This window comes from Coleofasciculus sp. G3-WIS-01 (assembly GCF_040223135.1).
Classification (GTDB): Bacteria; Cyanobacteriota; Cyanobacteriia; order Cyanobacteriales; family Coleofasciculaceae; genus Coleofasciculus.
This window is the reverse complement of sequence record NZ_JAVJZI010000101.1, coordinates 1-26,673: the sequence shown is the minus strand read 5'-3', so window position 1 is coordinate 26,673 and position 26,673 is coordinate 1. Positions and strand designations below refer to the sequence as shown.

The window sequence follows — 26,673 nt, the reverse complement described above, 5'->3', positions numbered from 1 at the left end:
TGAGGGAGGCTGTAGAGACGTAGCATGCTACGTCTCTACAAAATTGATTGCTGGATCATTAGTCATTGGTTATTGAAAGGCGACTTCAAACTAAGGGCAAATGGCGAAGGACTAAGTAAGAAGGGACTATGAAAAGATGGAAGCGCCTGACTGGAGCTGGCCGCAAACTTAGCATCACCACCAAGTTTGCGTTAGCATTTATTGCGCTACTGGTGTTAATTGGCATTGTGTCAATGACGGGCTTTGTCTCTCTGCGGCAAATGCGTAATGAGACAGAAGCGGTGCTTCTAACCAGTATTGAAGTTCAACGGCGCGGATTTGAAATGGATGCGGCGTTACGCAATGCCCGTCGCGTGGAAATTGATTTTTTTTTACGGTGGCCCAGTATTAATTTTTCCAGTACCAATCTGAATGAGTTTCGCGAAAAACACCGCCAAGAGATTAACAAAGTTATCGATATTAGTAGCCAACTGCAAGAGCTTCTGGCTCAGGTTCAGGGGGGGATATTTAAACGGCAGAGTAATCCGGATTTAGTCGAGTATGTGGAAATTGTCGAGCAATATTCTCGGAGTTTCCAGGAAACGGTGGGTTGGGTGAGTAATTTGGGGATTGATAATGTTGGCGTCATCGAGCAACTAGAACAAAATTCAAACCTATTGCGGAATCGACTGCAATTGGCAGAGGCTCAAGAGTTGATCGAACTTGTCGAGGAAATGCAGTCCTATGAAAAGGAATATTTATCTACTCGTCAGCCTGCAAAAATGGAGTTGCTGAATGAAACGGCGAAAAGGTTACGTGAGCAGATTAACGCAAGTGCTAAGTTTAATGCGACGGAACGGAGACAGGCGTTAAGATATCTAGATGCTTACCAATTGGTTGCCCAAGAGATCGTTCAAATCGATAAAGAAATTCAGGATAAAATTCGCAATTTTGATCAACAGGCACAGGCACTAGCCGATAAATTGATCGACTTGGCAAAGGCGGAGACAAAGCGAGCGGGTTCTACCATTGAGCGCACCAGTTCTACGGCAATGGTATTATTAGTTGGTGCTGTGTCGGTGGCATTAATTGCGGCGGTAATTATTGCTAAACAGTTTGCCTCGGCGTTAAAAACATTGGATCGGGAAACCGCAAAATCAGAACACCTACTGCTGAATGTTTTGCCAGAACCTATTGCCCATCGTTTGAAGCGAGAAGAGCGGACGATCGCGGATCATTTTAATGAGGTTACGGTACTCTTTGCCGATATTGTCGGGTTTACCGAGTTGGCGTCTCACACCTCACCGATTGAGTTGGTTGAGATTTTGAATGTGATTTTCTCAGAGTTTGACCAACTGGTTGAGGCACATCATTTAGAAAAGATTAAGACGATTGGTGATGCCTATATGGTGGTTGGGGGGCTACCGATGCCCATGCTCAATCACACGGAAGCGATCGCGGATATGGCGTTGGATATGCAACGGGTGATTGAGCAATTTTGTCAAGAAACCGGGAAGTCTTTTAGTATTCGCATTGGCATTCATACCGGACCCGTGATTGCGGGGATTATTGGGATTAAAAAGTTTATTTATGATTTGTGGGGAGATACGGTAAATATTGCCAGTCGCATGGAATCCCACGGCTTACCGGGGAGTATTCAGGTAACGGAAGACACTTATAAACGCCTCAAGCATCGCTATTATTTTGAAGATCGCGGTCTGATTCAAGTCAAAGGGAAGGGGGAGATGAATTGTTATTTGCTCAGGGGAAGAAAACAGAATTCCCCAACAATTGAATATATTGAATTATAAGCGAAGACTTTTCCGATCGTCGTGAATTGGCTGTAGGACATCATTCGCTTACCCCATCTCCTTAGGTTGAATGGTACTGACTTACCATGCTGGTGGGCAATGCCCACCCTACGGTATATCAAGATTCCAAAATGCTTAAGGAGGGTGCCATTCATTACCCTTAGGTTCGTAGTCAGCACGAAGCGTAGCATAAGCACCAAATTTCCGTAATTCTACGGTAGCGATCGCACCTGTTCATCTTGCTTAATCTTAATATCAGTAGAAATACGGAGTCTGAGACAGGGTGTCATGGTGAGATGCAGACAAAGTCAATCATGTCGGGGAATTTGTGTCACCGCAGGAGTTGCGATCGCGTGGGTTCTATCCCATTGGACAATTCCTACCTTTGCCCAAGTTAATCCTGATTCTACTCTAGGAGTGGAACAGTCTGTGGTGACGCCGGATGTAATTATTCAGGGAATTCCCACCGATCAGATTGATGGGGGGGCGATTCGAGGGACAAATCTATTCCACAGTTTCTCTGAGTTTAATGTGGGGGAGGGACAACGGGTTTATTTTGCCAATCCGATGGGAATTGATAATATTCTCAGCCGAGTGACGGGTATGGATGTTTCGGATATTTTGGGAACCCTGGGGGTTAATGGTGGAGCAAATTTGTTTCTGATGAATCCCAATGGGATTGTTTTTGGTAAAAATGCCCAGTTGGATGTTCAGGGTGCGTTTGTGGCGTCTACAGCACAGCGTTGGGTGTTTGAGAATGGCACAGAATTTAGTGCAACGAACCCCCAAGCACCGCCATTACTAACGATTAACCTGACGCCGGGATTGCAATATGGCTCGAATTATCAAGGCGCGATCGCAAGTTCTGGTGGTTTAGCTGTTGGTGGGGATTTGATTCTCGCGGGTCGAAATCTCAACCTCCAGAATCAGGTACAAGCTGGGGAGAATTTGACTCTATTGGCGACGGATACGGTGAAAGTGCGCGACAGTATAACGAATCCGTTTATTGCTTCAGCCATGGGTCAACTGTTGATGCAGGGGAATCAAACGGTCGATATTTTTGCCTTAAATCATCCCGATAGTGGGTTATTTTCCGGTGAGGATATGGTGCTGCGTTCTGGTAATACCGTTAGTGCGGATGCTCACTTCTGGAGTGGTGGGAATTTTCGCATTGAACAATTAGATAGCAGTTTAGGCAATTTGTCAAGTCCTGATGACCCAGTGATTCGCGCCAGTGGGGATGTGAGTTTTCAAGGCTACAGGGGAGGCTCACTGCACATATTAGCAGGGGGTCAAGTGGAGGTTGAACGCGGTATTATCATCACGGGTGCAGACGCTATCAATGGTTTGAGTGAAAATGTGATCCTTTCTGATGGTACTTCAGTAGCCATTAATGGTCAGACTCAACCAACGGTTGATATTAGAGCTGGAACTACAGCTTTTGGTATCCCAGGAATTATAGGGAATGGTTCGTTTGAACCTGCACCACCTGAGACGAATACGTCTCCAACCGGTAGCGATATTCGGATTAGAGGTGGTATTGACATCAATGCTGAAGATGGCATTGTCTTATTAACCAATCAGTACCAACCTAATCCTTCATTATCTGGGGGAGTCATTAATGTGGGAGTAATTTTAACGAACGATACTGTGCAGTTTTCTGGTAACAGTGGTTCAGTATTTATTGACTCCAGAGGGGCGATTGAAGTCGGCAGGATTGATACGAGCAGCGGTTCTGGGAATGGTGGATCAATCACTATCTTATCTGACCAAAGGATTACGTTTACCGGTGATGTTGACTCTTCGGTCAGGTCGGTTTCTGGTGTTGGTGGCGATATTCGTATTACGGCTCAAGATCAAGTTTCTCTCATAAACGCCAATACCTTGATCCGCAGCAATACGACTGGTCAGGGTAAGGGAGGTGATATTGACATTAATGCTAGGTCGCTTTCCCTCAGCAATGGGGCTGGAATCTTTACTGTAACTCAAAGTGAGGGAGAGGAGGCGGGTCAGGGAGGTAATCTCACAATTAATGCTACTGAATCTGTGGAATTAATCGGTGTAGGTCAACGGGAAAATAGCGATGATTATGTAGGTAGCAATTTGCAAGCCAGGACTTTGGGAGATGGTGATGCTGGAGATTTGACAGTAAACACAAGGCAATTAATTCTGCGAGATGGTGGTGAAATATCAACGGCTAATTGTGGAAACGGAGCAGTTAGTCGGTGTGGTAGAGCGCAGTCAGGAACATTGAGGGTGAATGCTTCTGAATTTATAGAATTGTCGGGTACACCAGACATAGAAAATCCTCGTCCCAGTGGTTTTTATAGTCAGAGTTTGCTTGATGGGGATGGCGGAGATATATTCATCGAAACAAGGCGATTGATTATCCGGGATGGGGCGCAAATTGCTGCGGCTGCTGAAGATACCAGTAGTGGTTCGAGTGGAAATATAACAGTGACAGCCTCAGATTCTGTAGAATTATTTGGCACAAGACCCGATGGGACCGCTGGCGGTGTTTATACTTTCACGCTTAGTTCTGGAGAAGGGGGAAAACTGACGATTAACACGAGACAATTCAGGGCGCAGGATGGAGCTGCTGTCGCTACGAGTACGAATGGCACAGGGAATGCAGGAGATTTGGAAATAAATGCATCCGAGTCTATGGAACTTATTAATGCGGAGGTTCGCGCCAGAACGACTTTAGATGTTATAGATGCGGGTGATGCTGGCAATTTGTCGATTAATACGAACCAGTTAACTGTGCGGGATGGCGGCTTAGTAACAGCTAGCACTTTTGGTTCAGGTGAGGCGGGAACGTTAACAGTTAATGCGGATGATTTTGTCCAGGTTATTGGCACTTCCGCTAACGGTCAAACGTCCAGCCGTTTGTTTTTGGATTCTACGGGTAGCGGTAATGCTGGAGGATTGGAGATTAATACAGGAACATTAATTGTTGAAGAAGGAGGGCGAGTTTCCGCGACGACATCAGATCAAGGTCAGGCGGGAAATTTGATTGTTAATGCCGATTCTGTGCAAGTTATTGGTACGTCGGCGAATGGTGAAAATTCAAGCAGCTTGTTATTTGATACGTCCGGTTCGGGTGATGCTGGCACATTAGATATTAACACAAACCGATTAGTGGTTCGAGATGGGGCGAGAGTTTCTGCTGTTACCTCTAGCATAGGTGAAGCGGGTAAACTTAATGTGACGGCGACTGAATCGGTTGAGGTTATTGGTACTGCTTCTGATGGGATAACTCCCAGTCGCTTATTATTTGATTCGTCAGCTTCGGGAACGGGAGGAAATGCGGGAGAATTAACCATTGATACAAGTCGGTTAATTGTCAAAGATGGAGGATTGGTTTCAGCGACAACGGCGAATACCGGGGAAGCGGGAAAACTAGCTGTAAATGCGTCTGAATCGGTAGAAGTTAGTGGTACAGCTTCTGATGGAATCACTCCTAGTCGTTTATTGTTTGATTCCTTAGCCACAGAAACCGGGGGAAATGCAGGAGAATTAACCATTGATACGAGTCGGTTAATTGTCAAAGATGGAGGATTGGTGTCAGCGACAACTGCGAATAGCGGGGAAGCGGGAAAACTAGCCGTGAATGCTTCTGAATCTGTGGAAATTATCGGTACGTCGGCGAATGGTCAAACGCCTAGCCGTTTAGTCTTCGATTCTTCGGGTTCCGGTAATGCGGGAGAGTTGAAGATAGACACTGAACGATTAGTTATCCAAGGCGGTGGACAAGTATCCGCGACAACCTTTGACTCCGGAGAGGGCGGAATTATAGACGTTAACGCCTCGGAATCGGTAGAGGTTAGGGGTACAGGAAGCGGCTTATATTTTGAGTCTCAAAGTTTGGCGAATGCTAGAGGAATCACCCTGAATACGGGTCGTTTAACCGTGGAAAATGGGGGACAATTAACTGTGAGTGGTAGCGGTTCTGGCACGTCCGGTGACTTGGAGATTACCGCTGATTCTATCTTTTTAATCAATCAAGGACGCCTGCGGGCAACGACAACTGCCAGTGAAGGGGGTAATATTCGTTTAGATGTGGCAGATTCTATTATTATGCGCTTCAATAGTGAAATTGCGGCGGAAGCGTTTGGGACTGCCAATGGCGGCAATATTACGATTAATGCTGGGGGAATTGTTTTGGCAATTCTCTCGGAAAATAGTGATGTCGTTGCTAATGCATTTGCGGGTCAAGGTGGGACGATTTCGGCGACGGCTTTACTAATTGAAGGGTTTCGCCAATTTGAAGACCGCCGCACTTCAGAGAGTGACTTCACCGCTAGTTCAGAATTGGGGATTGATGGGACAGAAGAAATTAATACTGAAACTCGACCTCAACCTGAACCTTTACCCCAGTTACAATCTGTAGACCCAATTGAACCAAGATGTCAAGTGGGTCAACGGCGTGGAAGCAATGAATTTATTATTTCCGGGCGCGGGGGTTTACCGCCCAATCCAATTGATAATGGCAGTTATAATCAGGGTTGGGTTGATTTCCGTGATCCGATAAGTTCAACAGAAAATCGGGTTAATTCCGGGGTAAATAATCCGCAAACGGCGACAAAATCAACTCAGATTATTGAAGCGCAAGGATGGATTATTAAGGAAAATGGAGAGATAGAACTGGTGGCGACAGCACCGAATCCCACGCTGTATAGTTCCTGGCAAACCCCGATTTGTCCTGCACCTAATGAAGCGATTGTCCCGTAGGGGCGCACGCGACCTGCGCCCTGCACCAATGGTGTGCGCCCTTTCCCGGCGCACGCCCTGGATGGCTTCTAAAGATACTCAACACGCCCAACTATTTCCTTGGGGGTATAAACTTCATAAATCAGCACCAAACTTTCAATAATTTGTCCAATCGAACGAGTTCCTTGTTGACAATAAGCAATACCCGGATGATCGCTGGTCAAACTAGCAATTCTCAAAAAATCATCATCTTGAGTAAAAAGTACTCGTTCCTCTTGACAAATAAATGCTAACTGCGCCTGATCACTTTGAGTACGTAAACCAACTTCAACTGTTGTTGTCACATCAATACCCCGACGACGTAACTCACGAGCAATAACAGATTTAACCTGCTCATCTAAGTGAAATCGAATCCGATTACTCACCGCGAATAGCTCTCAACTTTTCTTGGAGAGGGGAAGGAGGACTATTGCGCTTCATTTGTTTAACATAAGCTTCACTTTCGGCTGTATGACCGTCAATTTCTTCCCGATGATCGTAATAATACGCAATAGCAGCATAAACAGATGCCAAGGATAAATCATACTCCTGAGCAATATCTTCTAGAGATTCCCCCATCTCTAGATAGAGTTTTGCAATAGTAGCCACTGGCATTCTTGTACCAGCAATGCGAGGTTTACCGAAGCAATAGTCAGGATCGATGGAAATATGTTCTGTGCTTATGGATTGAAGCCGCATGTTGTCGTCTTTGGCAAGAATAATACTTTAGTGATTCTATCATATTATGTGTACAGTAGAGAGAGGAGTTCTCCGATCGCCAAGTTATGATTACACCCCAGTCTGTATGGCATCATCTGAAACGATTCCTTAAATATGGGCTTATTGGTATCTGTTTCACTCTATTGATTGGCTTGGGTCAAACTTATCTCACTCGTCAATCGGCACTCAGTACAGAACCCCCGCGAATTCTTAGCCAAAGTCCTATCGTTGATATCAATACTTTAATTCAACAAGGTCAAGGTTATTATAAAAACGGACAATTTACTCAGGCGGCAAGTCTCTGGCAAGAAGCTACATCCCAATTGGCTGATGAAGGGAATCAACTCCAACAAGCGAGAGTCTTAAGCTATCTGGCTTTGGCTTTTCAGCAATTGGGGAAATGGCAAGAGGCGAAAGACGCGATCGCGACAAGTTTAAACCGACTGCAATCTCTGCCAAATTCCCCGGAAAAAAGCCTGATATTGGCTCAAGTTCTTAACAATCAAGGGCATCTACAACTCTCTCTGGGAAACGCTGCTGATGCTCTAAAAACCTGGGAAAAGGTACATCGCCTCTACACCCGCTTGGGAGATGAAACCGGAAGCATTGGCAGCTTAATTAACCAAGCTCAAGCCTTGCAAACTTTAGGACGGTTACGGGAGGCATTTAAAACTTTAACTCAGGCAACATTGCACCTGCAAAGTCAACCCGACTCTTTGCTTAAATTTACGGCTTGGTCTCATTTGGGAGAATTGCTGCGGGTTGTGGGTAACTCTAATTATTCAGATCCCAATTGGTCGCCATTAAAACAGTATTTTAAGTTAGATGATTTAACCAATTTAGAACAAGCCAGAAAATTGTTAGATAAAAGTTTGACTCTGGCGCAAAAATTGGAAAATCCCCAAGCTATTGCTGAGGCTTATTTCCGGTTAGGCAACTGGGCAAACGATACCTATAATCACCAGCGCAGTCTCTACGAAAGAACTCGCCCCTCTCTACAGAACATTCAACCTGTTATGGATGCTGTTGCCCAAGCTGCCGATTATTATCAACAGGCAATAACTCGATCAAATTCGTCCCTAATTCTCATCCAATCTCAGTTAAATCACCTGAGTATTTTGCTCAATACCCAATACTGGTTGCTCAATCAGCGTCACTGGTCAAATGCTCAGACATGGTGGCAGGAAAAGATTGAGCCACAACTCCCGAATTTAATCCAAATTCAAACTCAAATTACCACATTACCCACCAGCCACACTGCCATTGATTGCCAAATTCAGTTCTCCCAACTTATAGTTACCTTGAAGCAAATTCAGCAAACGGTTAGCAAAAACGCGGCACAAGTTTCCCAAATTCATCGCCACATATTTTGGCAAAAAATGGACACCGTATTAACCACAACGTTTGAGAAAAATAAACAAATTATTCAACAAGCCCACGATTTAGATGATCGGCGAAGCGAGGCGTATGCGACAGGAATTAGTGGTAAACTATACGAATGGAATCAGAATATTCAAGAGGCACAAAATTTAACTAATCAAGCCATTCAAATTAGCCAATCAATTCAGGCGTGGGATATTGCCTATCAATGGCAATGGCAACTGGGGCGTTTGCGGAAATCCCAGGGAAATATTGAAGGGGAATTGGGTGCGATCGCGGCATATCAAGCCGCCGTTAATACAGTCAATACGATTCGCCCAGATTTAGCTACCCTTAACCCTGATGTTCGCTTTTCCTTTCGAGATGAAATTGAACCGATTTATCGAGAATTAATCGATTTGCTTTTACGAGATGAAACGCCATCGCCTCAAAACTTAATTCAAGCCAGAGACATTTTAGCGCAACTGCAATTAGCCGAATTAGAGAACTACTTACAAGAAGCCTGTGCACCATCTACCCCGGCGTTAATTGACCAAATTGTAGACGAACACGCCCCCAATACGGCGGTTATTTATACCATTCTTTTAGACGAGCGATTAGAAGTCATTCTCAAACTACCCCAGCCATCGGAATTTGACGAGGTTACACGCAATGACTGTAAACAATGTAGAGACGCGCCATGGCGCGTGTCTACACCCTGGCGCGTCTCTAAAATTAATCTCAATCATTCTAAATCTGCAACCCACCCAACCTTACAACACCATCGCGTCAAGCTTTCCCCCCGTCAAATAGAAGAAACTGTCGATCAACTCCGCGCTCAACTTATCAATCCCCAGCGTAGTTCTCGCTATACTAAAGAAATTCAAAATACATCTCAACCGATCTATAATTGGTTAATTGCTCCCTTTGAAACTCAGCTTAAAACTAATGGGATAAACACTTTAGTTTTTGTCCTAGATGGAGCCTTACAAACCGTTCCTATGGGAGTGCTTTGGGATGGGAACCAGTATCTAGTTGAAAATTATGCGATCGCGCTGAATCGAGAACCCCAGTTACTCGCCCCTGTACCCCTCTCCCAGCAACCCTTACAGATGCTGGCGTTTGGATTATCTCAGGTGCGATCAGATTTCGCCCCCCATAAAAGCTTTCAACCCCTCGCCAATGTTGAAGTAGAGTTATCACAAATCCCCTCAGATGTAAAGCTACTCAATGATGCATTTACCAGTCAAGCCTTGCAAAATCAAATCAACGCCCGCCCCTTTTCTATTGTTCACTTCGCCACCCACGGACAATTTAGTTCTAATCCCAATGAAACCTTTATTTTGGCATGGGATAAACGGATTCAGGTGAATGAATTGAGTCACTATCTCAAAAGTCGCGAGGAAAGTTTACCTGATCCGATTGAACTGTTAGTTTTGAGTGCTTGTCAAACTGCCAATGGGGATAGTCGGGCGACATTAGGGTTGGCGGGAATAGCGGTTCGTGCTGGGGCGCGGAGTACCATTGCTACGTTATGGGAAGTGAATGATAAATCAACCACTGATTTTATTAGATTGCTCTATCAACAGTTAACCAATTCTACGGAACCGATGAGCAAAGCGGAAGCGATACAGATGGTTCAGAAGGAGTTTTTAGGGAATGCGAATTATCAGCATCCTTATTATTGGGCACCCTTTGTTTTAATCGGAAATTGGCTCTCGTTGTTTCCAGGATGAATTTGTCGTGGTGTAGCGCACCTAATTTAATAGGTTAAAACTGTAGGGGCGCAAGGCTTGCGCCCATTCAACCTGTAAAATCTATTTCACAGCTGATGGTTTGGTTGTTGGTGTCAGGATTATGTTTTTTTAACGCAGAGGTACGCAGAGGTTGGCGCAGAGGTACGCAGAGAGGGTTTGTAGTTGTTAGGCAATTTTTTAGATTGTCAGGTAAGGGGTAAGGTGTGAGGATGTTCTCTACTGTTTTTCCAAGGTGCAGCAGGGAAGAATTGGCTTTTCGGTAAGCTGTTCCCAACCGATAAATTCTAATAAATCTGCCCAGGCTGGCTCGGTTTCTTGGGGCTTTTGGCGGTGAAGGTTGGCTAATTCGGTGACGGTATCAAACCATAAACTGTTTTGAGCATAAATGATAACTTTGTCTTGGGGAGTGTTACTGTTCAAGGGTGTCTCAACCTCTACCCGTTTAATCCACCCATCAACAAAAAAATTAGGTGTTGAGGCTTGAGTCTGGCAATAGAGTTTTAGTGACCAATAATACCATTTACCGGGTTCCAGGGGGGGTTCATTGGTGGGGATGGCTAGGCTAACAATTCCGGGAGTTTGGGGTAGATTGAATTGAAAGTTGGATTGATAATCGGCTTCATTTTCGAGGCTAAAGTTGGCGAGTTTAGCTGAGGTGGCTGTGGCTGGAATATAAAACAAAAATGTTGGATGTTGACTCTGGGTTAATCCCCAAACATGAGTTTCTGATAAGCTGATTCCGGGTTTTTCTATGGCGGGAACAAAGGCGACTAATTGATTATCGGTTTCGGCGGGCTGTGCGTCACAGGGTCCACGGGTTCCTGAATCCGATTGTTGTCCAGGTGTGTCTTTATCCGGTGGGGGTGGCGGTTGGTTGAAGATGAGGGCGTCGAGGGGCGATCGCTGGGCGATAATGAGAAGGGGTATGATGGTGAGGTTGAATGGTTTGTTGGTCATTTGTTATTTGTCCTTTTTATTTGTTTTTTGTTAGAGTGTAGTGACTCTTCGAGGGGTGTAAAGGGCTAAGGTTCCTTTACTACAAACAATTAAGGCAACAGCGGATGGTACAATGGGTATCCAATACCCGTTAATTAATAAGACTAAACTGAGTCCTGATAATAAAACTAATGATGTACCGATGGCGAGGATCTGGTATCGGCGTTTTTGGATGAAGCCAACTAATAATCCGCCGACTAAGGAACATCCCCCAATCCACAATACGTCACTCCAGAAATGTCCTGGTTGAATTAAGGGACGTTTATCGAGTACCGCGCTGAGAATCTGACTCACGCCATGCGCCTGAATTTCTAAGCCGCGCATTTCTCCGTAAGGGGTATGGAAGCTATCTTTTATGCTGGTGGCGGTAACGCCAATTAATATTACCCGATCCTTGACCCATTGGGGATCAATTTCATTTTGGAGAACTTCTGTCAGTGTCACGGATTGGGCGATGGGTTGAACCGCACGGTAGTTTAGGATAATTTGTTGACCTCTAGAATCATAGCGTTGATATCCGCCAGCACGGGGTTTTAAATCGGCAAAAATAATATCTCTAAGCTGTAAGTTGCCGTTTTTGGCGGTAAATGTTGGTAATATATTCTCGGCGGCTAAATAGCGAAACGCGAGTTGAACATTCAAGGCGTAGGGGGTGAGACAGGGTGAGGTTGAGCTAACCCTTTGATATAATAACTGGCGGCGTATTAGACCGATTTCGGTGTTTTTGCTGTCCACCAATACATTACTAAAGCCGAGATTTTGCCACGGAATATCGGGGAAAGAGGCGGTTCCTTTATCGCTTTCACTGCTAACTTTACAGATATGAATCACCCGATTGGTTTGGCGCAGATAGGTGGGTAAATCGGTGGATGATTCTCGCCGTGCGTCGCGATAATGAATTGGGTTATCTCGATAGATGTCTAAGCCAATTACTCGCGGTTGCATCGATTCCAGTTTCTGCAATAATTTGACTAGCACGTCATCGGATAAAGGATGGCGGTATTTGTTGATATCGGCTTCGGTTATTTTCACCAGCAATAGGCGCGAGTCTAAGGCTTCGGTTGGGCGCAACCGGATTAATCCATCCAACCCTTGCAATTCTAACCCTTGCAATAAACCCAGCGATCGCACCCCAATCACCACAACGCTGACAACCCCACTGATGGCGGGAATTGTCCAAGCTGGGGTCTTGACAGAATGCTCAACTTGTGCTGTAAGTTGGGTGTTGAGCCATTGGCGATTAAAGATCGATTTATAGATAGGGTTATGAACTCTGAGTTTACCCTGACGTTGAATCACCAACCCCGATAGCAGCAATTGCTGTTGTTCGTGACTCTCATCGACGAGGATTTCCCCCCGTTGTAAGATTTGCTGATAGAGGTGGAGTAACGCTGTTGCACCATGGTGACTGAGGAGGATGCGATCGCGTATGGTTCTCAGATGTTCGGGATGATCCGTGAATTCCCAGTTTACCAGAATCTGCGATCGCACGATTTGTTTCACGAATTCCCATTCATTGGTGTCGGGGCAAATTTTACCCATAACGCTTCTCGATAAAACCCCAAACGCCACCCAACCCGCCCGACTTATTGCCAGGGTTTTCCCCATAAAATTATCGCCGAAATCGATAACTCGCCTCAACCCATCCTTGTCGATAACACTGTCTAACTGAGAGTCACAGGACAGTTGCACCAACTGACACAATTTTTGCGTCAGAAACGGTTGACCCGCCGTCCAATATAATATCGCTTCCAGCACCTTTCGCGGATGCTTAACCCTTCCTTCAAACCCTTTGGTTAAAATCAGCGCTTCATCCAGTTTAAACCCCTGTAATTCAATCGCTTTGCCAATATTAAACGGTGTTTTGGTTTTATCTTGGATTAAATCCGATGGACTGGCTACCCCCAATAATGCAAAGGTTAAACGCTGACATCGCTTCTTTGTATCTCGTCCATTATAGTAAGCTCGAATTAAGGCAAAAAAATCATCTGTGGGGAATGATAAACTCAGCGTAATATCAATTTCATCAATAAAAATAACTAAATTTTGAGTAGTAATATCCAGCACAACCGCTTCAATAAACTCCCCCAACCGCTGCACAGGTGATAAGGAGTCATGATCATCCCACCACTGTCGCCATTTGACGCGCTTCGCCAGTCGCAATTCACTAACTAAACGATAAGCAATTCCCTTATACCATTGCTGTTCATTCGCCTGACGCCCAATGCGAGTTAAATCAACCACCGCACAGGCAATTCCTGCGGATTCCAGGCGTTTTTTGGTTTGCACTCGTAAACTAGATTTACCCATTTGTCGGGAATTTAGCACATAGCAAAATTCTCCTGCTTTTAATCCTTGATAAAGTTCTTGATCAGCAGAACGCATCACATAACTCGTCGCAGTCGGCGGTAAACTTCCGCCAACATGATAGTCATTTGTCATTCACCCTCCCTCCCTCGTTTCCCTCGTTCCCAGATCTGAAAAGGGAATGCCATTGGCGAGGCTTCGCTTCCCGTCAAAGGCTAAAGCCTTTACTACGAACATTAATTAATCCTCCGCCCAATTCGCCAATCTAGAGCCAAAATAGTCACGATAAAGCTCACATCTGATTCTTACCTTGTTTCCAGTTAAATGCACCAGTCCCAAACTTTCAAGCTGATAGGCAAGTTTTGACGCCAATTCTACACCATTGCTTGCCTCCACCACCTCTTTTAGCGCCGGAATCAATGCTGGATTATCCTGCAAATCTCGCCAAATCTTTCGCAAATAATTTCCATAAATCCCCGCATCCGTCGCCGCTTCATTGAATAGCCGTTCGATTGTGGTATTTCGGAAAGTCTTTAGTCCAACTAACGCTTGCTTAATTAAACCAGGATGTCCTCCCACCCTATTGATTAATAAACTGACATCAGCCTTACTTAATACCTGCCCATGCTGTTGTGCTAATTCAGTTACTTGTTCGGCTGTAAATTCGGGTAGAGGAACGGTTAATCCTACATTAAACGGCGAGTGATTGATATCCAGCGGAATATAAGCTTCCGTCGAATGAGACACAATCAATCGCAGTTTTTGCCAATTATCGATAATTTTACTATCTTCATGCCATGCCCGCAGCATACCGAAAAAGTCTTGGGCAATAGGCAAATGAGGAAAAAGGCGATCAACCGTATCCAATCCTAAAACCAGGGGACTATCGATTTGCTCTAATAAATAGTCCTGAAAATAAGCTGAGCAGTTATCATTACTACTCAGATCCCCATCCCAATATTCCTGGATTTGTAGCGGTTTTTGTAGTTGACGACTGACATTCATACACAACCAACGCAAAAATTGATCCAGATCTTGCACCACCGATTCTTCCGGTTGACATAAATTTAAATAGACTCTGTGATAGCCTTGTTTTTGAGCCAAATTCAAAACTCTTGCCATTAACTCCGTCTTCCCCATTTGCCGTGGTGCCTTAATCCGAATCAATGCACCCGGTTCACAAATAGTTTGATAACAGAGGGATTCAATCGGGGGGCGTTCGACGTAAGGATGATTTGCGATTGGAGAGGGGTGAAGAAAAGCCGTTGCTTTTATCACTCCTTTGCCATCGCCTTGACAGAGGATATACCCTTTTTTTAGCCAATCTCGGACGAGCTTAAATTTTCCCTTTTTATCAGTATTAAGCTGAGGGCAACTGGTGACTAAATGAGTATAAACTCCCTTTCCCAGTCGCCGTTGCAGCGTCACTTCACTAATATTCAAATCCTGCGCCACCTGATTATCAGATCGTGGCAAATTCCGCTGATTAAACCGAACCAGGAAAGCTTGTCGCTCATCTTCTTCAAACAGATCATGAGCATCAGCGACTCGTTTTAGAAATGCATCCCACAACATATAGCAAATTCCGTGTAAGGTAACGGGTAGGGGCAGGTTTAGCCTATAACCAGAGGATACCACCGATAACTTCTCCACAAAACCCGCCCAGATTCAAAACGGTGATACCTTTTGATACCTTTTGATACTTTTCGATACCTTTTGATACTTTCTGTAAATTTCAATGCAATAGGTTAGCGGGCAAATTGATAGGTTTCAGGGGGTTAGGGCGGGCAAGTTTGCCCTTTAATAAGGATAGTCCGAAAATCTACTGATTGAAGCTAGGCAAGAATGATAACGCCGGATTTCCCATTTTCAAAGGACAAAGGCAAAATAACAGATGACAAATGACGAACCTGAGTTTGTATCGGTTTACAAAGAAAATGCCAACCCCTGTACACTACGCAGTATTCTAGTCGTAGGGTGCGTTACGCTTCGCTAACGCACCGCATCAAACTTGAGTTTTTAGGGAAGTAGCCGTGCTAGGTTTAGTGCCTCAACTTAGCCGACAATGGTGACATCCTAGGAGCATATTACAGAAAGCAGACAATATCCAAGCTAACCCGATTTTGGTTTCGTTCCAAGGGATTAACCGACTTACGTTGATAGGCTAAAGCTCTGACTACAGCCCCCATGAAACCCAACATAATTTAGGGCTAAAGCCCTGACTACATACCAGTTCAAGGAGAAAACGATGTCTAATAGTAACACACCATTACTTGCCACAAAACTGCTCAGTTTAACCGCTGCACTTGGCTTAATTGTGACCACAGGAGAAGCCGCAAAAGCCGCCACATTAAGAGCGTTAAATGAAGGAGATATTCTCAATGTATCGGCTGAATGTCTCAACGATGGTGGAGCGCTAGTGATCGAAGAAAACCCCAAGGATGACTATGACTGGCAAAATAGTGAAGATTCCCCCAATGATGGCGTTGATGGCAATATCATTGGTGGCAAAGAGAATCGCTATGAACTCTACGGGATGTCTGTCAAGGAAACAGTCGATAGCATTTTTGTTGTCCTCAATGGCAATATGCCCTTAACCGGTGTAGAGGGAACTGGCGCGGATGACAGGAATACGGGTTGGGGTGATTTATTTATAAACTTGACTGATCAAGACTTTACCACAGCGAGCGAAGTCGGTGATTTATTTGCCGTTCGTTTCTCCCCCAACAGTGATTCAGGCGCACCTAAAGTTGGTCTATATGCCAATGTCACCGCCAAAAGTGTTACAAAAGAAAACAATGGTTTTGGCAGCCTAGAAGCCTATAATAAGGCTGTGGTTACCCGAAACTGTATTCCCGGTTTGTGCGAACCCAGTTTCGGTGATTTACCTGCCACAACCACCTATTTTGATCAAGGTCAAAGTCTCAATTCTATTGCATCGGGAGAGTTTATTGCCGATATTATTTATCTGAGTGATTCTGATTTAATAACGGCAGGTTACGACTTAGATAAGTTTGATGGCAATTACAATATTGGCTTTAAGTTTGACAAATCCGGTATTTGCGAAAGGGATTACTGTGAGTCTGTACCTGAACCGAGTACAGTATTGGGTTTAGCTACCGTAGGCTTAATTTTTTCCAGTCAAATTCGTAAGCGTCGTCGGATGTAAAGTAACGTGAGTGTAGAGACGTTGCATGGAACGTCTCTACTTTTCGGTTGCACCCAGATTGAACTAAACCCGCCCCGACGCAGGTTTCTAGGCTTTCCGTGAAAAGTTAGAGTCTTGAGCAAAGTTTCCTAGCCGTCGTTAATGACAGTTTCCAAGGAGGGATAAAGACAATGATTTTAATTCGGCAAATTGTCCAACAAGCTATCACCAATGGTTATCTTAGCGTTGAAGCAGAAGACCAACTCCGGCAATTACTACAAACCACGAAATATGGTTTAGAAGACATCAACGCCTTTATGAAATTACAACAAGCCGTAATTGCAGGAATGGTGCGGCAAAAGTCGCGAGAATTGAGCGCTGAAACAACATAGAATACAGGGTAGGGCGCAGGTCTGTCTTATGTGTCAACTTGAGCTTCAAAAAGAAAGCGATACCTTGATCTAACCCCACCCTAACCCTCCCCTGATCAACCCCACCCCCGTTATAATTCAGTCCGCGCAGGCGGACTTGGTTTGTGTAGCAGCGATTTCAATCGCCGTAGCGCTGTCTGGTTGTGATACCTTCTGATACCTTCTGATACCTTCTGATAGCAATAACCAGATTGAACTTGATACCTTGCGGGGGGTTCTGAAGCCAAGAAACCCTTTTTAATGAATATAGTTCTAGATCATGATTTTAAGGAAAATAATTCTATGGAAAGTTCAGATGTAGCGACAAGCAAACAGACAGCCACTGTACCGTCTACAGCATCTAGCACCAAGGCGCGATCGCACAATGGTGTTTTCCGATGGTTGACGAGTTTTTGGAATGGTTTATTCGGCTCAAAATCACCACCCCATCACCAATCCCTCGATGACAAGTCTCCAGTATTGCTACAAGCCTTTATCCTCGAACCCATTTACACTCCTAGTGGTTTGGTGGAGAACTTTGAAGAAATTTGGCAACAGTACGACTTTGTAGATTCAGAATTACTCTCAATGGAGTGGCAATTCCCTTATGATTATATCTTCAACCTCAACTACTACTGGGAACTCAATTCAACCAACTATTTTCCGGAAGTTGCCACTACCGATCAACCCCTAAAACTTATCCTAAAATCCTGCATTCGCTTGGACATACAACGTTACCCAACCCGCGATCGATTAGAACCCACGCCAGCCAACTTTAGCACAATTATCCGCTGGGGAAAAGTCACTCCTTCACCTTGGTTAGAAGACCTTTCTTTTTCCCCTGACGACTGGCTTCATCTATTTTTTGACATCGGTGGCAATAAAAAAATTGAAGCCCTTTGTCGTTCACTCGTTATCGAACAATTAGCCAAACAACTGGCAACTAGGTGATAGGACAACCGCTGATATCAATTAACAACTATAACCCTTCTCGATTCCATTGGCTCAATAAGATGGCGCAGGTCGGAAAAAGGGCGCAACAAAATCTAAAGGCTTTAGCCTTTACTACAAACCCACTTAGTTCCATTCTGCGATCGCGGGCAGTAAAATCTTACTTAGAGGATGCTCGATGTACTCTTGCAGTCTGGCAATTCCAGCACTTTGTACCGCTTCTACAACCTTGACTTTTAGGGGAGGATTACTCTCAATCTGTTTAATCGCCGCAGCAACAGCAATCACTTTTTCTAACGGTGTTCTTGTCGGACAAGTTTGAGTCAATTCGTGCAAAAGTTGCTGAATCTCTGCGGCGACTTCTGACCATTTTGGTTCGCACAGATCCTGATCCAGTTGTTCTAGAAGTCGGTGAACTTCAGATACCGCCTGTTGTAGATTAGGTTGGATAACCGTGCTGTCGCTTGGGGAAGGAGGCTGGGAACTGTTATCTGCTCCCTCTGAAACCCTAGGCATTACACTGTGATAAACAGGTGGTTGAATATCAACTTTAATCTCCGGTGCGCCAGCCGTTGCGGTGTAATTGACTGGAGGTTGGTGTGGCTGTTGGATTTCGACTTTGACTTCTGGTACACTGGCGACGACTGCATTCGTTTGTTGGACTGGAGAATCTTGAACTTGGGTAACCTCCGGACTCACTTTTACTTGAACCGTGTTGAGATGCTGACGCCATAACTCAGTAAACTCTCCCGGCGTAAAAATTCCCTGATTGGGATAGCGTTTTTGTTGACCCGTTTGCAAGTAAATATAATCACAAATTACTTCATCTAAGTTGGTGGTGCTGTCGATTTGCCACTCTTGCAAGCAGGTTCCTGTTAAGATCGCTTTGTTGAAGTTCGCCGCTAAGACTTGGGTTTTTTCTAAGTTAGCTTCACTGAGATTTGCCATCCGCAGATTCGCTTCACTTAAATTTGCCATCCGCAGATTCGCTTCACTCAAATTAGCACCACTGAGGTTAGCAATTCTCAGATTCGCTTCACTCAGGTTAACAGCCGTAAGATTAGCGTCAATAAAATTAACTAGGGTTAAATAGGCTCCATTTAAATCCGTACCCGTTAGATTGGCTTGATTTAGGTTAACCCCTCTCAGGTTAGCACCCCGGAGATCTGCGCCACTGAGATCCGCACCTTGGAGATTCGCATCAGTGAGATTTGCCATTCTCAAATCAGCATTCTGGAGGTTCACCCCACTAAAGTTTGCCTCATTCAGATTAGCTCTGCTTAGCTCCGACTGACTCAAATCGGGTACGAGTTGCGGATTCTCCTCCCGCCACTGATTCCAGGTTTCTACGCCTTGTTTGAGTAGAGCCCCATGTTCTTCATTTGCCATTGACTGCTAACCTCTTCACTTGCTCTCCTGTCGCAGCTTAGCTCAAGAAAACAGTAACCTACAATAGTTTTGAGTTTTGAATTTTGAGCTTTGAGTTTTAACCCTTCGCCACCCTCAATGACATGGTTTTGAGACCCTACAATTCCGGTATCTCTGGCGTTTCCGGTGTCTCTGGCGTCTCTGGTGTCTCTGGTGTTTCCGGTGTCTCTGGTGTTTCCGGTGTCTCTGGCGTTTCCGGTATCTCTGGTGTCTCTAGCTGACTGGATATGGTTTGAAACCGCTCAGGCGAGCCCAGGGAGTAATCCTCTAGGCGAAAATCCCCAAAGGGTGTGTTTTCTAAGCGCGATCGCAAAGCTTCATCTACAATTACACCAGGGGTTTTATTCTTCACGCCAATAATAATAATACTACGCTGGTACGACGTAGCATCTTGATCCGGTAAACAATCGTCTCGGTTAAATTGACCCAGATTTAATAGGCGATAGTTTTCTACCGATGGAACATCCCGAAATAACTTTTTGGCTAACAGTTGGATTTGCTCGGCGCGTCTAAAGGCTCGCTGTTCTTCTCCCACTGGAGTTCCTTCACAGGAAGCGGTTCCCACGGAAATAATTTCACTGGGATTTTGCATCAGGCGCTGTATCCCTTCATCCTCCAAATTTGACCGTAACGCATCAATGGGGATAATCTGCTGATTATAGTTAACTTGAAACGTACTCCCCAGTTTCCATTTATATTCCCGCGACAGTACCGCGACACTAAATTCAGCGGTTCTCCCTTCACTATCAGCGCCTTCAACGTAAGGAAAATAATCCACATCTCCCTTTCTTTGCGGTGCTTGTGCTGGGGTAAATATCCAAACCCATTGGGAATTTAACCCGCCTGAACCGATAACTCCAATCCCTAAAATAACCAGTATTGCTAACATTAAAATCACCACTTGCCAACGCCTAGAGTGGCGTTCTGTGGCGGGTTCGGGTTGAGGGAGGGGAGCGACTCCCACTTTCAGGGTTTCGGTCAATGTAGCGGGTTGATGCTCTAAGGCGTCCAGGCGTTGTAGAATAGCTTGGGTAGTTGGCGGGCGATCGCGAACCTGTCGCGCCATCAATTCATCGATTAACTGCAATAGGTTTGGGGAAATCCCGGTGGTATGATTCCGCCAGTTTAATGTATCCGTTTGAGCATCATACAACTGGCTGGGATGATGTCCGGTTAACAAAAAGACGAAAGTACGTCCCAAGGCAAAGAAATCCGATTGTCTTACCGCTTCCCCATTCATTTGTTCGGGGGCGGTATACCCGGATGAAATAACGGCTGTAATCCCTCCGCCAGCGCCCACTTTAGCTAGATAGGTGCGGGTGACTTCTCGCGCTGTACCAAAATCAATTAACACCAACTGCCCATCAGGGCGAAGCATAATATTAGAGGGTTTAATATCCCGATGCAGGTACTGCTGATCATGAATAAGCTGTAGAATAATCCCAAGCTGTTTTAACCACGCGATCGCTTGCGCTTCAGAAATGGGTCGATTGTGCTGTTGTTCTAACCACTGCTCTAAGGTGGGTCCGTCTATCTTTTCCATCACCAAGCAGTGCAATCCCAACCCATTCCGTGTCTGATAGAGGAAGGAACTATCAACTTGAGGAATACCCGGATGATTCAGTCGCCCTAATACCACCGCCTCTTGTTCAAAGAGTTCCACCGCCTTGGCGTCTTGGTTGAGATGATCCTTAAGAACTTTTAGGATTTTCGGTGTACTTCCTTCGTAGACTTCATAGATATTGCCAAACCCACTCTTATCACTAATCAAACGCATCACCCGATAACGCCCATTCAGCAGCAATTCTGAGCCACAGCTTTGACAGAAGCGCTGATGCTCATTCTCTGAGGTGTCGGGTTTTGGGCAGGTGGGGTTAATGCAAAGGGGCATAGGTGGCGATAGAATAGCAACAGTCTACCTATCTCACTATAAGTTAAACCGCTCACCGTTTACCGCTCAACAGCCAGGGGAACCCACCGCTATAAGACTTTGTATGACTAGCGCTCAAAGTTTAGATCCCCCTTCCGTCCCCCTTAAAAAGGGGGAGACCAGGGGATGCGGGAGCGTTTTTTGCACGGGGGAGACCAGGGGATGCGGGAGCGTTTTTTGCACGGGGGAGACCAGCAGATGCTTCGCTTTTTGTTCCATGGGGGAAGCCAGAGGATGCGGGAGCGTTTTTTGCACGGGGAAAGATGTGCGATTCCCTAGGTTACACCTGTTGAATTGGGACAAATTAATTATGAACCGACTACTTAATACTCAATTAATATTTGCCTTAGCGGGAGCATCAATCTCTTTTCTGGCTGGAGTCGAACCAGGGATTACCCAACCGGAACAATATTGTGATGATCCGGGTTCAATTCCAGCAGCAGAGACAACGAGAAACTTAGAACTAGATAAGTTTGGCGTAGAACTCACCATCCCCTCTAACTTCAGAGCAATGTTACTGAATAACGGCAATGTCAAAATTGTCGATCCAGGCACTTATGAATTGTTATCTTGTATAGCCAAAGGTAGAAAAGCACTGGGACGTGGATATGCTCAAACCTTAGTTCGCACCGTTGAGAATCCACGCAATCTAGAATTACGTCAACTTGTGGAACAAAAGAGTAGAGAAAATGAAAAAATATCTCCCTATAGTTTTGATGGAAAGCAAGGCTATCTGGTAGAACAGCGGAGTCGAGATGTTGTTGCGATTCCAGATGCTCATGCTGAGTTTTGGGTGGATACAAACGATGTTCCCGGAGCCGTTGTCATTTCTAAAAGCTGTGATTGTTCAGGAATGAGTGAAAGCCTAGTTTCATTACTGGAGCGCTCAAGTTTACTCAATAGTAGCCAAGCCTCAACTCCATAGCGCGATCGCGAACTAGATAGCAAGCAACCCTTGAAGTGCAGCCGACATTACCCTAAATTTCATCCATTACAAACGATGATAAACCCTTAAGTCGGATGGCGCTGACTTAAGCTGAGTTCGTAGTAGACACTTTAGTGCCAGAAGAAGCGCTAAAGCGCTTACTACAAACAGGTCGATCTGCCTGTTCCTGGAACCGTTGAAGTACAGAGTCTTCAATGGATTGAGGTTCGATTTGTTCGCGATCGCCCCATGGTTGAGCAATTGCTTTCATACAGTGCAACTCGATCCAGCCAGGTGAATCTGAAGCGATCGCTCTACCAAACCTTTGTTACTCCCATAGGAAGACCCACTCGCATAAAGAATCTGGCAAAAGCTTGTGACAAATGCTCACGATAAGGAGGACGTAAGCGAAGCCTAGGTTTACCTCTTTTTTGCAATAGAGACTCAAGAAAAATACGCGGTAAGGTGTATACATCCTGAAAATCAACAACACGATGAGTTAAACTTAGTTCTTCAGTAATTCCCTCATTTAGCATCGCCAAGTTCCAAATGTAACCATTTTTTATATCTTCACAGGTTCTTACCCATGCTTTTGAGAGTTTGGTTTGACCTCGTGCTTTCATGAAATTTTCCCATTCTTCTTTATATCTCTCCAGTGGCAAATGAGGACATAGGATTACATTTTCGACTTTATTGTTTTCCAGATCACAAGCCTGAGTCATCACCACAACATCAGCTTTAATTACTTTAATCGCTGACTTCAGTGTTTCAACTTCTTTGCCAATTTCTGGTTCAATAGGTTGAGAAGCCCAACAAACTACAGGACAATCAAAAATAATGTCACCCTGAGTTAGTTTTGTGTTGGCATCAACTGCCTCATACCAAGGGTCATTCGTCATCATCTTCGAGGCGATAGCTATCAATTACAACATGGGGCTTCCAAGCTGGCAGCTCATCTACTTTAAGTTCAATCTTCTTTGAGAATAAAACGTCACTACTGCGCGGTAGGGCAAAAATTCCTCTCCAGAATGGTTCTTCCTCATCTGTTTCAAGCTGATCTGCTTCAATTTCCTGAAGTTTAGATTGTGAGCGTGGAACATTGGTTGATGAGTAACCTATCGGCGGAGTTAAAAATTTACCATCTTTGACTCTCGCTGACGCTTGAACGAAACCAATATTTTGCCTAGAAGTAGGTTGTGCTAATGTGTGTACAGCTATATCATTAGTATCGAACTCTTCCAATTGATCTTCAATGGTTCTAAGTTGGTATGGATAAGGCGTTAAAGACCTACTCGCCAAGCTTTGAAAACGTTGAGGAAGATAATAACGTTTAGCACCAACGCCAGTATTAATCGGCTTCACCCAAGTCTGCGCTATCGAACGAACAGAACTGACTACGGCAATAGGACGAACCGGAAATTTTTTTACTTCTTGGTTTATCAAAGTGGTTGCAGTTGTATCTAACTCTCCTTGATTTTGATCCAGCTCTTCAAATTGGGAAACAATTGAAGTCATAGTCTTATTCTCTCCGCTTCCAAATGTTTGTTTGAATCCCCTCTTCTGTTAAATCAGCAAATGCACGCACAATCCATTCATGCCCTATATCAAACCAATTTTGCAATGCCTCTCTGGATGTATAGCTTCCTATTCCTCGTACAGTAAGTTGCAATAAAAGAGTAGGATGGTTATTAAGAACGACATATTTAACGGATGCGTGTAATCTGCCAAGTTCATCAGGCAACTCAAAAACAGTACTCCAGCTAATCCTCTGTGGAGGAGAAAGAAATCTCTGGGAGTTGGCGTTCCAAGTCAAATCTGGAAAAACGTTCCCAATATCCTCAAGAGTTGACCAAGTATCCCCTTGTGGAATTTGATTAACGTAAGTTAGCTCATACTGGAGTGGCTGAATCGGTTCTAGCTGAGCCTCTACTAAGAAATCATCAAACGTTGATAGATACTCTTGAAACCTTTGGATAAGATTTTTATATCTTGGATACTCACTTTCTGGACTAATCTTTCTCCAGTTGTGGATAAATCGATCTCGCTGAATTTGGATGATTTTTGTTCCATCATTACTGAAAAGGCAAACTCTCGGCAGTGGTGGAATGTCACTCAGTTCCACTATAGGCTCAATCTCTGGTTGATTAAAGACTTCTATTCTAGGAGTGATGGGAGCGACATCATTACAAAACGGGTATTCAGGCTGAAATCTTTGCCACAATAGTCCAATATGAGGAGAGAGGAATTCCTCAATTGACTTAAACAACACACTGCAAACCACTTCAGTGACGGGTGGTTCCTCATAAGAAGGTAGTTTTCTACTGTTTTCTCCAACTATCACATCGACTGCTCCAAGTTTTTCAGCACGCTGCCATATAACTTTATACCCTAATATCCAGACTAACTCAGTATCACCTCCCAAACCATTGCCCCCCAATTAAAGTAAAATTTTCGTTACATCCTGCATCTGCCACCCGGTTTACCCATGCTTTGTGACTATCTGGTACAAATCCTCACCGCCCGCGTCTACGATGTTGCCCAAGAAACCCCGCTAGAATACGCCCCCAACCTATCCGCCCGCCTAAATAACAAACTCTTGTTGAAGCGGGAGGATATGCAATCTGTCTTTTCCTTCAAACTGCGGGGGGCTTATAACAAAATGGTACAACTCCCCCCCGATATGCTGGCACAGGGCGTCATTGCCGCATCTGCCGGAAACCATGCCCAAGGTGTCGCCCTAGCTGCCCGTCAGTTAGGAACCCAAGCGATTATCGTCATGCCCATAACCACACCCCAAGTCAAAATCAATGCGGTTAAAGCCCGTGGGGGAGAGGTGGTTTTGCAGGGAGAAACTTATGATGAAGCCTACGCCTTTGCCCGTCAACTGGAAGCCGAAAAAGGTTTAACCTTTATTCATCCCTTTGATGATCCCGATGTGATTGCCGGACAAGGTACGATTGGCATGGAAATTCTCCGGCAATATCAGCAACCTATCCATGCTATTTTTGTGGCAATTGGCGGAGGTGGATTAATTTCTGGGATTGCGGCGTATGTAAAACGGTTGTATCCCCAAATTAAGATAATTGGCGTTGAACCTGTGGATGCGGATGCCATGTATCAATCCCTGAAAGCTGGGAAACGGGTGCGATTGCCCCAGGTGGGTTTATTTGCCGATGGGGTGGCGGTGCGGGAAGTGGGAGAGGAAACCTTTCGCCTGTGTCAACAATATGTGGATGAGATTATTCTGGTGGATACTGATGCCACCTGTGCCGCGATTAAAGACGTATTCGAGGATACACGCTCTATTTTAGAACCCGCTGGGGCATTAGCGATCGCAGCCGCGAAAACCTACGTTGAACGCGAGCAAATTCAGGGGCAAACCTTAGTTGCTGTCGCTTGCGGTGCTAATATGAACTTTGACCGTCTTCGCTTTGTGGCAGAACGGGCAGAATTTGGCGAACGTCGCGAAGCCATCTTTGCTGTGACAATTCCCGAACAACCGGGTAGTCTGCGTAAGTTTTGTGAATGCTTAGGTAAACGGAATTTAACCGAGTTTAATTATCGCATTTCTGCTGAAAACGAGGCACATATTTTTGTCGGTGTCCAAATTGCCAACCGCAGTGACGCCGCTAAGATGATAGAAGCGTTTGAAGGGTGTGGATTCAAAACCGTAGATTTAACCGATGATGAACTGACAAAAATGCACCTACGACACATGGTAGGTGGACATTCTCCCTTAGCGGATAATGAATTACTTTACCGCTTCGAGTTTCCTGAACGTCCGGGTGCTTTAATGAAGTTTGTCGGGTCGATGAGTCCTAACTGGAATATTAGCCTATTTCACTACCGTAATAATGGGGCAGATTATGGACGCATTGTCGTAGGAATGCAGGTTCCGCCGCACGAGATGGAGGAATGGCAAGGGTTTCTGGATACTTTGGGTTATCGCTATTGGGATGAAAACCAGAATCCGGCGTATAAACTGTTTTTGGGATAGTAGTAGGGACACGACATGTCGTGCTCCTACAAATGGTGATTTCACCATAAACACGGAGAGCTTTCACAAATTGACAATGGATAATGAACAATGGATAATGACCTCTCCTTAAAAGAAGAGGATTGAAATTAAGGAAAATCTTTTTTAATTTCTTCGTAAACGAAGAGGTCTTAGACCCAATTAATCAATTATCAATTATCAAT

General features: G+C 44.8%; 19 protein-coding genes. 8 read left to right on the top strand and 11 right to left on the bottom strand.

All coding sequences use genetic code 11. From position 1 onward, the window contains the following. Positions 1 to 128: 128 nt before the first annotated feature. Positions 129 to 1,790 carry an adenylate/guanylate cyclase domain-containing protein gene (locus RIM23_RS10665; RefSeq protein WP_446366878.1) on the top strand — a complete coding sequence of 554 codons (1,662 nt, stop codon included), beginning with the start codon at positions 129 to 131 and terminating at the stop codon, positions 1,788 to 1,790. 288 nt (positions 1,791 to 2,078) lie between these two features. Further along, a complete protein-coding gene (locus RIM23_RS10660; RefSeq protein WP_446366876.1) occupies positions 2,079 to 6,524 on the top strand; it encodes a two-partner secretion domain-containing protein in 4,446 nt (1,481 codons plus the stop codon). A 68-nt stretch (positions 6,525 to 6,592) separates the two neighbouring features. Here RIM23_RS10660 and RIM23_RS10655 read toward each other — a convergent pair whose 3' ends face one another. Then, positions 6,593 to 6,928, bottom strand: a complete 336-nt coding sequence (locus tag RIM23_RS10655; RefSeq protein WP_446338508.1) for a DUF5615 family PIN-like protein — start codon at positions 6,926 to 6,928, stop codon at positions 6,593 to 6,595. Beyond that, positions 6,921 to 7,241, bottom strand: a complete 321-nt coding sequence (locus RIM23_RS10650; RefSeq protein WP_446366874.1) for a DUF433 domain-containing protein — start codon at positions 7,239 to 7,241, stop codon at positions 6,921 to 6,923. Before RIM23_RS10650 ends, RIM23_RS10655 begins: the two co-directional genes overlap by 8 nt. A gap of 86 nt (positions 7,242 to 7,327) precedes the next feature. On the opposite strand from RIM23_RS10650, the gene RIM23_RS10645 reads away from it, so the two are divergent. Next, entirely contained in the window at positions 7,328 to 10,357 is a 3,030-nt protein-coding gene (locus tag RIM23_RS10645) for a CHAT domain-containing protein (RefSeq protein ID WP_446366872.1), read from the top strand. 237 nt (positions 10,358 to 10,594) lie between these two features. On the opposite strand, the gene RIM23_RS10640 is transcribed toward RIM23_RS10645, so the two are convergent. The 3 genes from RIM23_RS10640 to RIM23_RS10630 all read right to left on the bottom strand — a co-directional run bounded on the left by RIM23_RS10640 (position 10,595) and on the right by RIM23_RS10630 (position 15,256). Next, positions 10,595 to 11,335: a DUF928 domain-containing protein gene (locus RIM23_RS10640; protein WP_446366870.1), complete on the bottom strand. Its 741-nt coding sequence runs from the start codon at positions 11,333 to 11,335 to the stop codon at positions 10,595 to 10,597. Between the two features lie 30 nt (positions 11,336 to 11,365). Beyond that, positions 11,366 to 13,816 (bottom strand): CHASE2 domain-containing protein, encoded by a 2,451-nt coding sequence (locus tag RIM23_RS10635; protein WP_446366868.1) that lies wholly within the window; start codon positions 13,814 to 13,816, stop codon positions 11,366 to 11,368. Between the two features lie 105 nt (positions 13,817 to 13,921). Next, entirely contained in the window at positions 13,922 to 15,256 is a 1,335-nt protein-coding gene (locus RIM23_RS10630; protein WP_446366866.1) for an AAA-like domain-containing protein, read from the bottom strand. Positions 15,257 to 15,929: 673 nt separating this feature from the next. On the opposite strand from RIM23_RS10630, the gene RIM23_RS10625 reads away from it, so the two are divergent. From RIM23_RS10625 to RIM23_RS10615, 3 genes are all read left to right on the top strand, one after another. Further along, entirely contained in the window at positions 15,930 to 16,850 is a 921-nt protein-coding gene (locus tag RIM23_RS10625) for a PEP-CTERM sorting domain-containing protein (RefSeq protein ID WP_446366864.1), read from the top strand. Positions 16,851 to 17,020: 170 nt separating this feature from the next. Beyond that, positions 17,021 to 17,221 (top strand): hypothetical protein, encoded by a 201-nt coding sequence (locus RIM23_RS10620; RefSeq protein ID WP_446338501.1) that lies wholly within the window; start codon positions 17,021 to 17,023, stop codon positions 17,219 to 17,221. A gap of 279 nt (positions 17,222 to 17,500) precedes the next feature. Then, positions 17,501 to 18,190, top strand: a complete 690-nt coding sequence (locus tag RIM23_RS10615; RefSeq protein WP_446366862.1) for a hypothetical protein — start codon at positions 17,501 to 17,503, stop codon at positions 18,188 to 18,190. A gap of 126 nt (positions 18,191 to 18,316) precedes the next feature. Here RIM23_RS10615 and RIM23_RS10610 read toward each other — a convergent pair whose 3' ends face one another. Together RIM23_RS10610 and RIM23_RS10605 are read right to left on the bottom strand one after the other, a co-directional pair. Further along, entirely contained in the window at positions 18,317 to 19,579 is a 1,263-nt protein-coding gene (locus RIM23_RS10610; RefSeq protein WP_446366860.1) for a pentapeptide repeat-containing protein, read from the bottom strand. A 136-nt stretch (positions 19,580 to 19,715) separates the two neighbouring features. Further along, positions 19,716 to 21,509 carry a protein kinase domain-containing protein gene (locus RIM23_RS10605; RefSeq protein ID WP_446366858.1) on the bottom strand — a complete coding sequence of 598 codons (1,794 nt, stop codon included), beginning with the start codon at positions 21,507 to 21,509 and terminating at the stop codon, positions 19,716 to 19,718. 349 nt (positions 21,510 to 21,858) lie between these two features. On the opposite strand from RIM23_RS10605, the gene RIM23_RS10600 reads away from it, so the two are divergent. Then, the gene (locus RIM23_RS10600) at positions 21,859 to 22,473 is read left to right on the top strand and encodes a hypothetical protein (RefSeq protein WP_446366857.1); all 615 of its coding nucleotides are present in this window, start codon (positions 21,859 to 21,861) and stop codon (positions 22,471 to 22,473) included. Between the two features lie 106 nt (positions 22,474 to 22,579). Here RIM23_RS10600 and RIM23_RS10595 read toward each other — a convergent pair whose 3' ends face one another. Genes RIM23_RS10595 through RIM23_RS10580 form a run of 4 tightly spaced genes read right to left on the bottom strand, consistent with a single transcriptional unit; the run spans position 22,580 to position 24,895 of the window. Further along, entirely contained in the window at positions 22,580 to 22,744 is a 165-nt protein-coding gene (locus RIM23_RS10595) for a hypothetical protein (RefSeq protein ID WP_446366855.1), read from the bottom strand. Between the two features lie 43 nt (positions 22,745 to 22,787). Next, positions 22,788 to 23,375 carry a hypothetical protein gene (locus RIM23_RS10590; protein ID WP_446362612.1) on the bottom strand — a complete coding sequence of 196 codons (588 nt, stop codon included), beginning with the start codon at positions 23,373 to 23,375 and terminating at the stop codon, positions 22,788 to 22,790. Continuing rightward, on the bottom strand, positions 23,362 to 23,988 hold the full coding sequence (locus RIM23_RS10585; RefSeq protein WP_446366853.1) for a hypothetical protein: 627 nt from the start codon (positions 23,986 to 23,988) through the stop codon (positions 23,362 to 23,364). Before RIM23_RS10585 ends, RIM23_RS10590 begins: the two co-directional genes overlap by 14 nt. A 4-nt stretch (positions 23,989 to 23,992) precedes the next feature. After that, entirely contained in the window at positions 23,993 to 24,895 is a 903-nt protein-coding gene (locus RIM23_RS10580; protein WP_446366851.1) for a TIGR04255 family protein, read from the bottom strand. 63 nt (positions 24,896 to 24,958) lie between these two features. Here RIM23_RS10580 and ilvA point away from each other — a divergent pair, with 63 nt between their 5' ends. Then, positions 24,959 to 26,470: a threonine ammonia-lyase, biosynthetic gene (ilvA, locus tag RIM23_RS10575; protein WP_446366849.1), complete on the top strand. Its 1,512-nt coding sequence runs from the start codon at positions 24,959 to 24,961 to the stop codon at positions 26,468 to 26,470. Positions 26,471 to 26,673 lie beyond the last annotated feature (203 nt).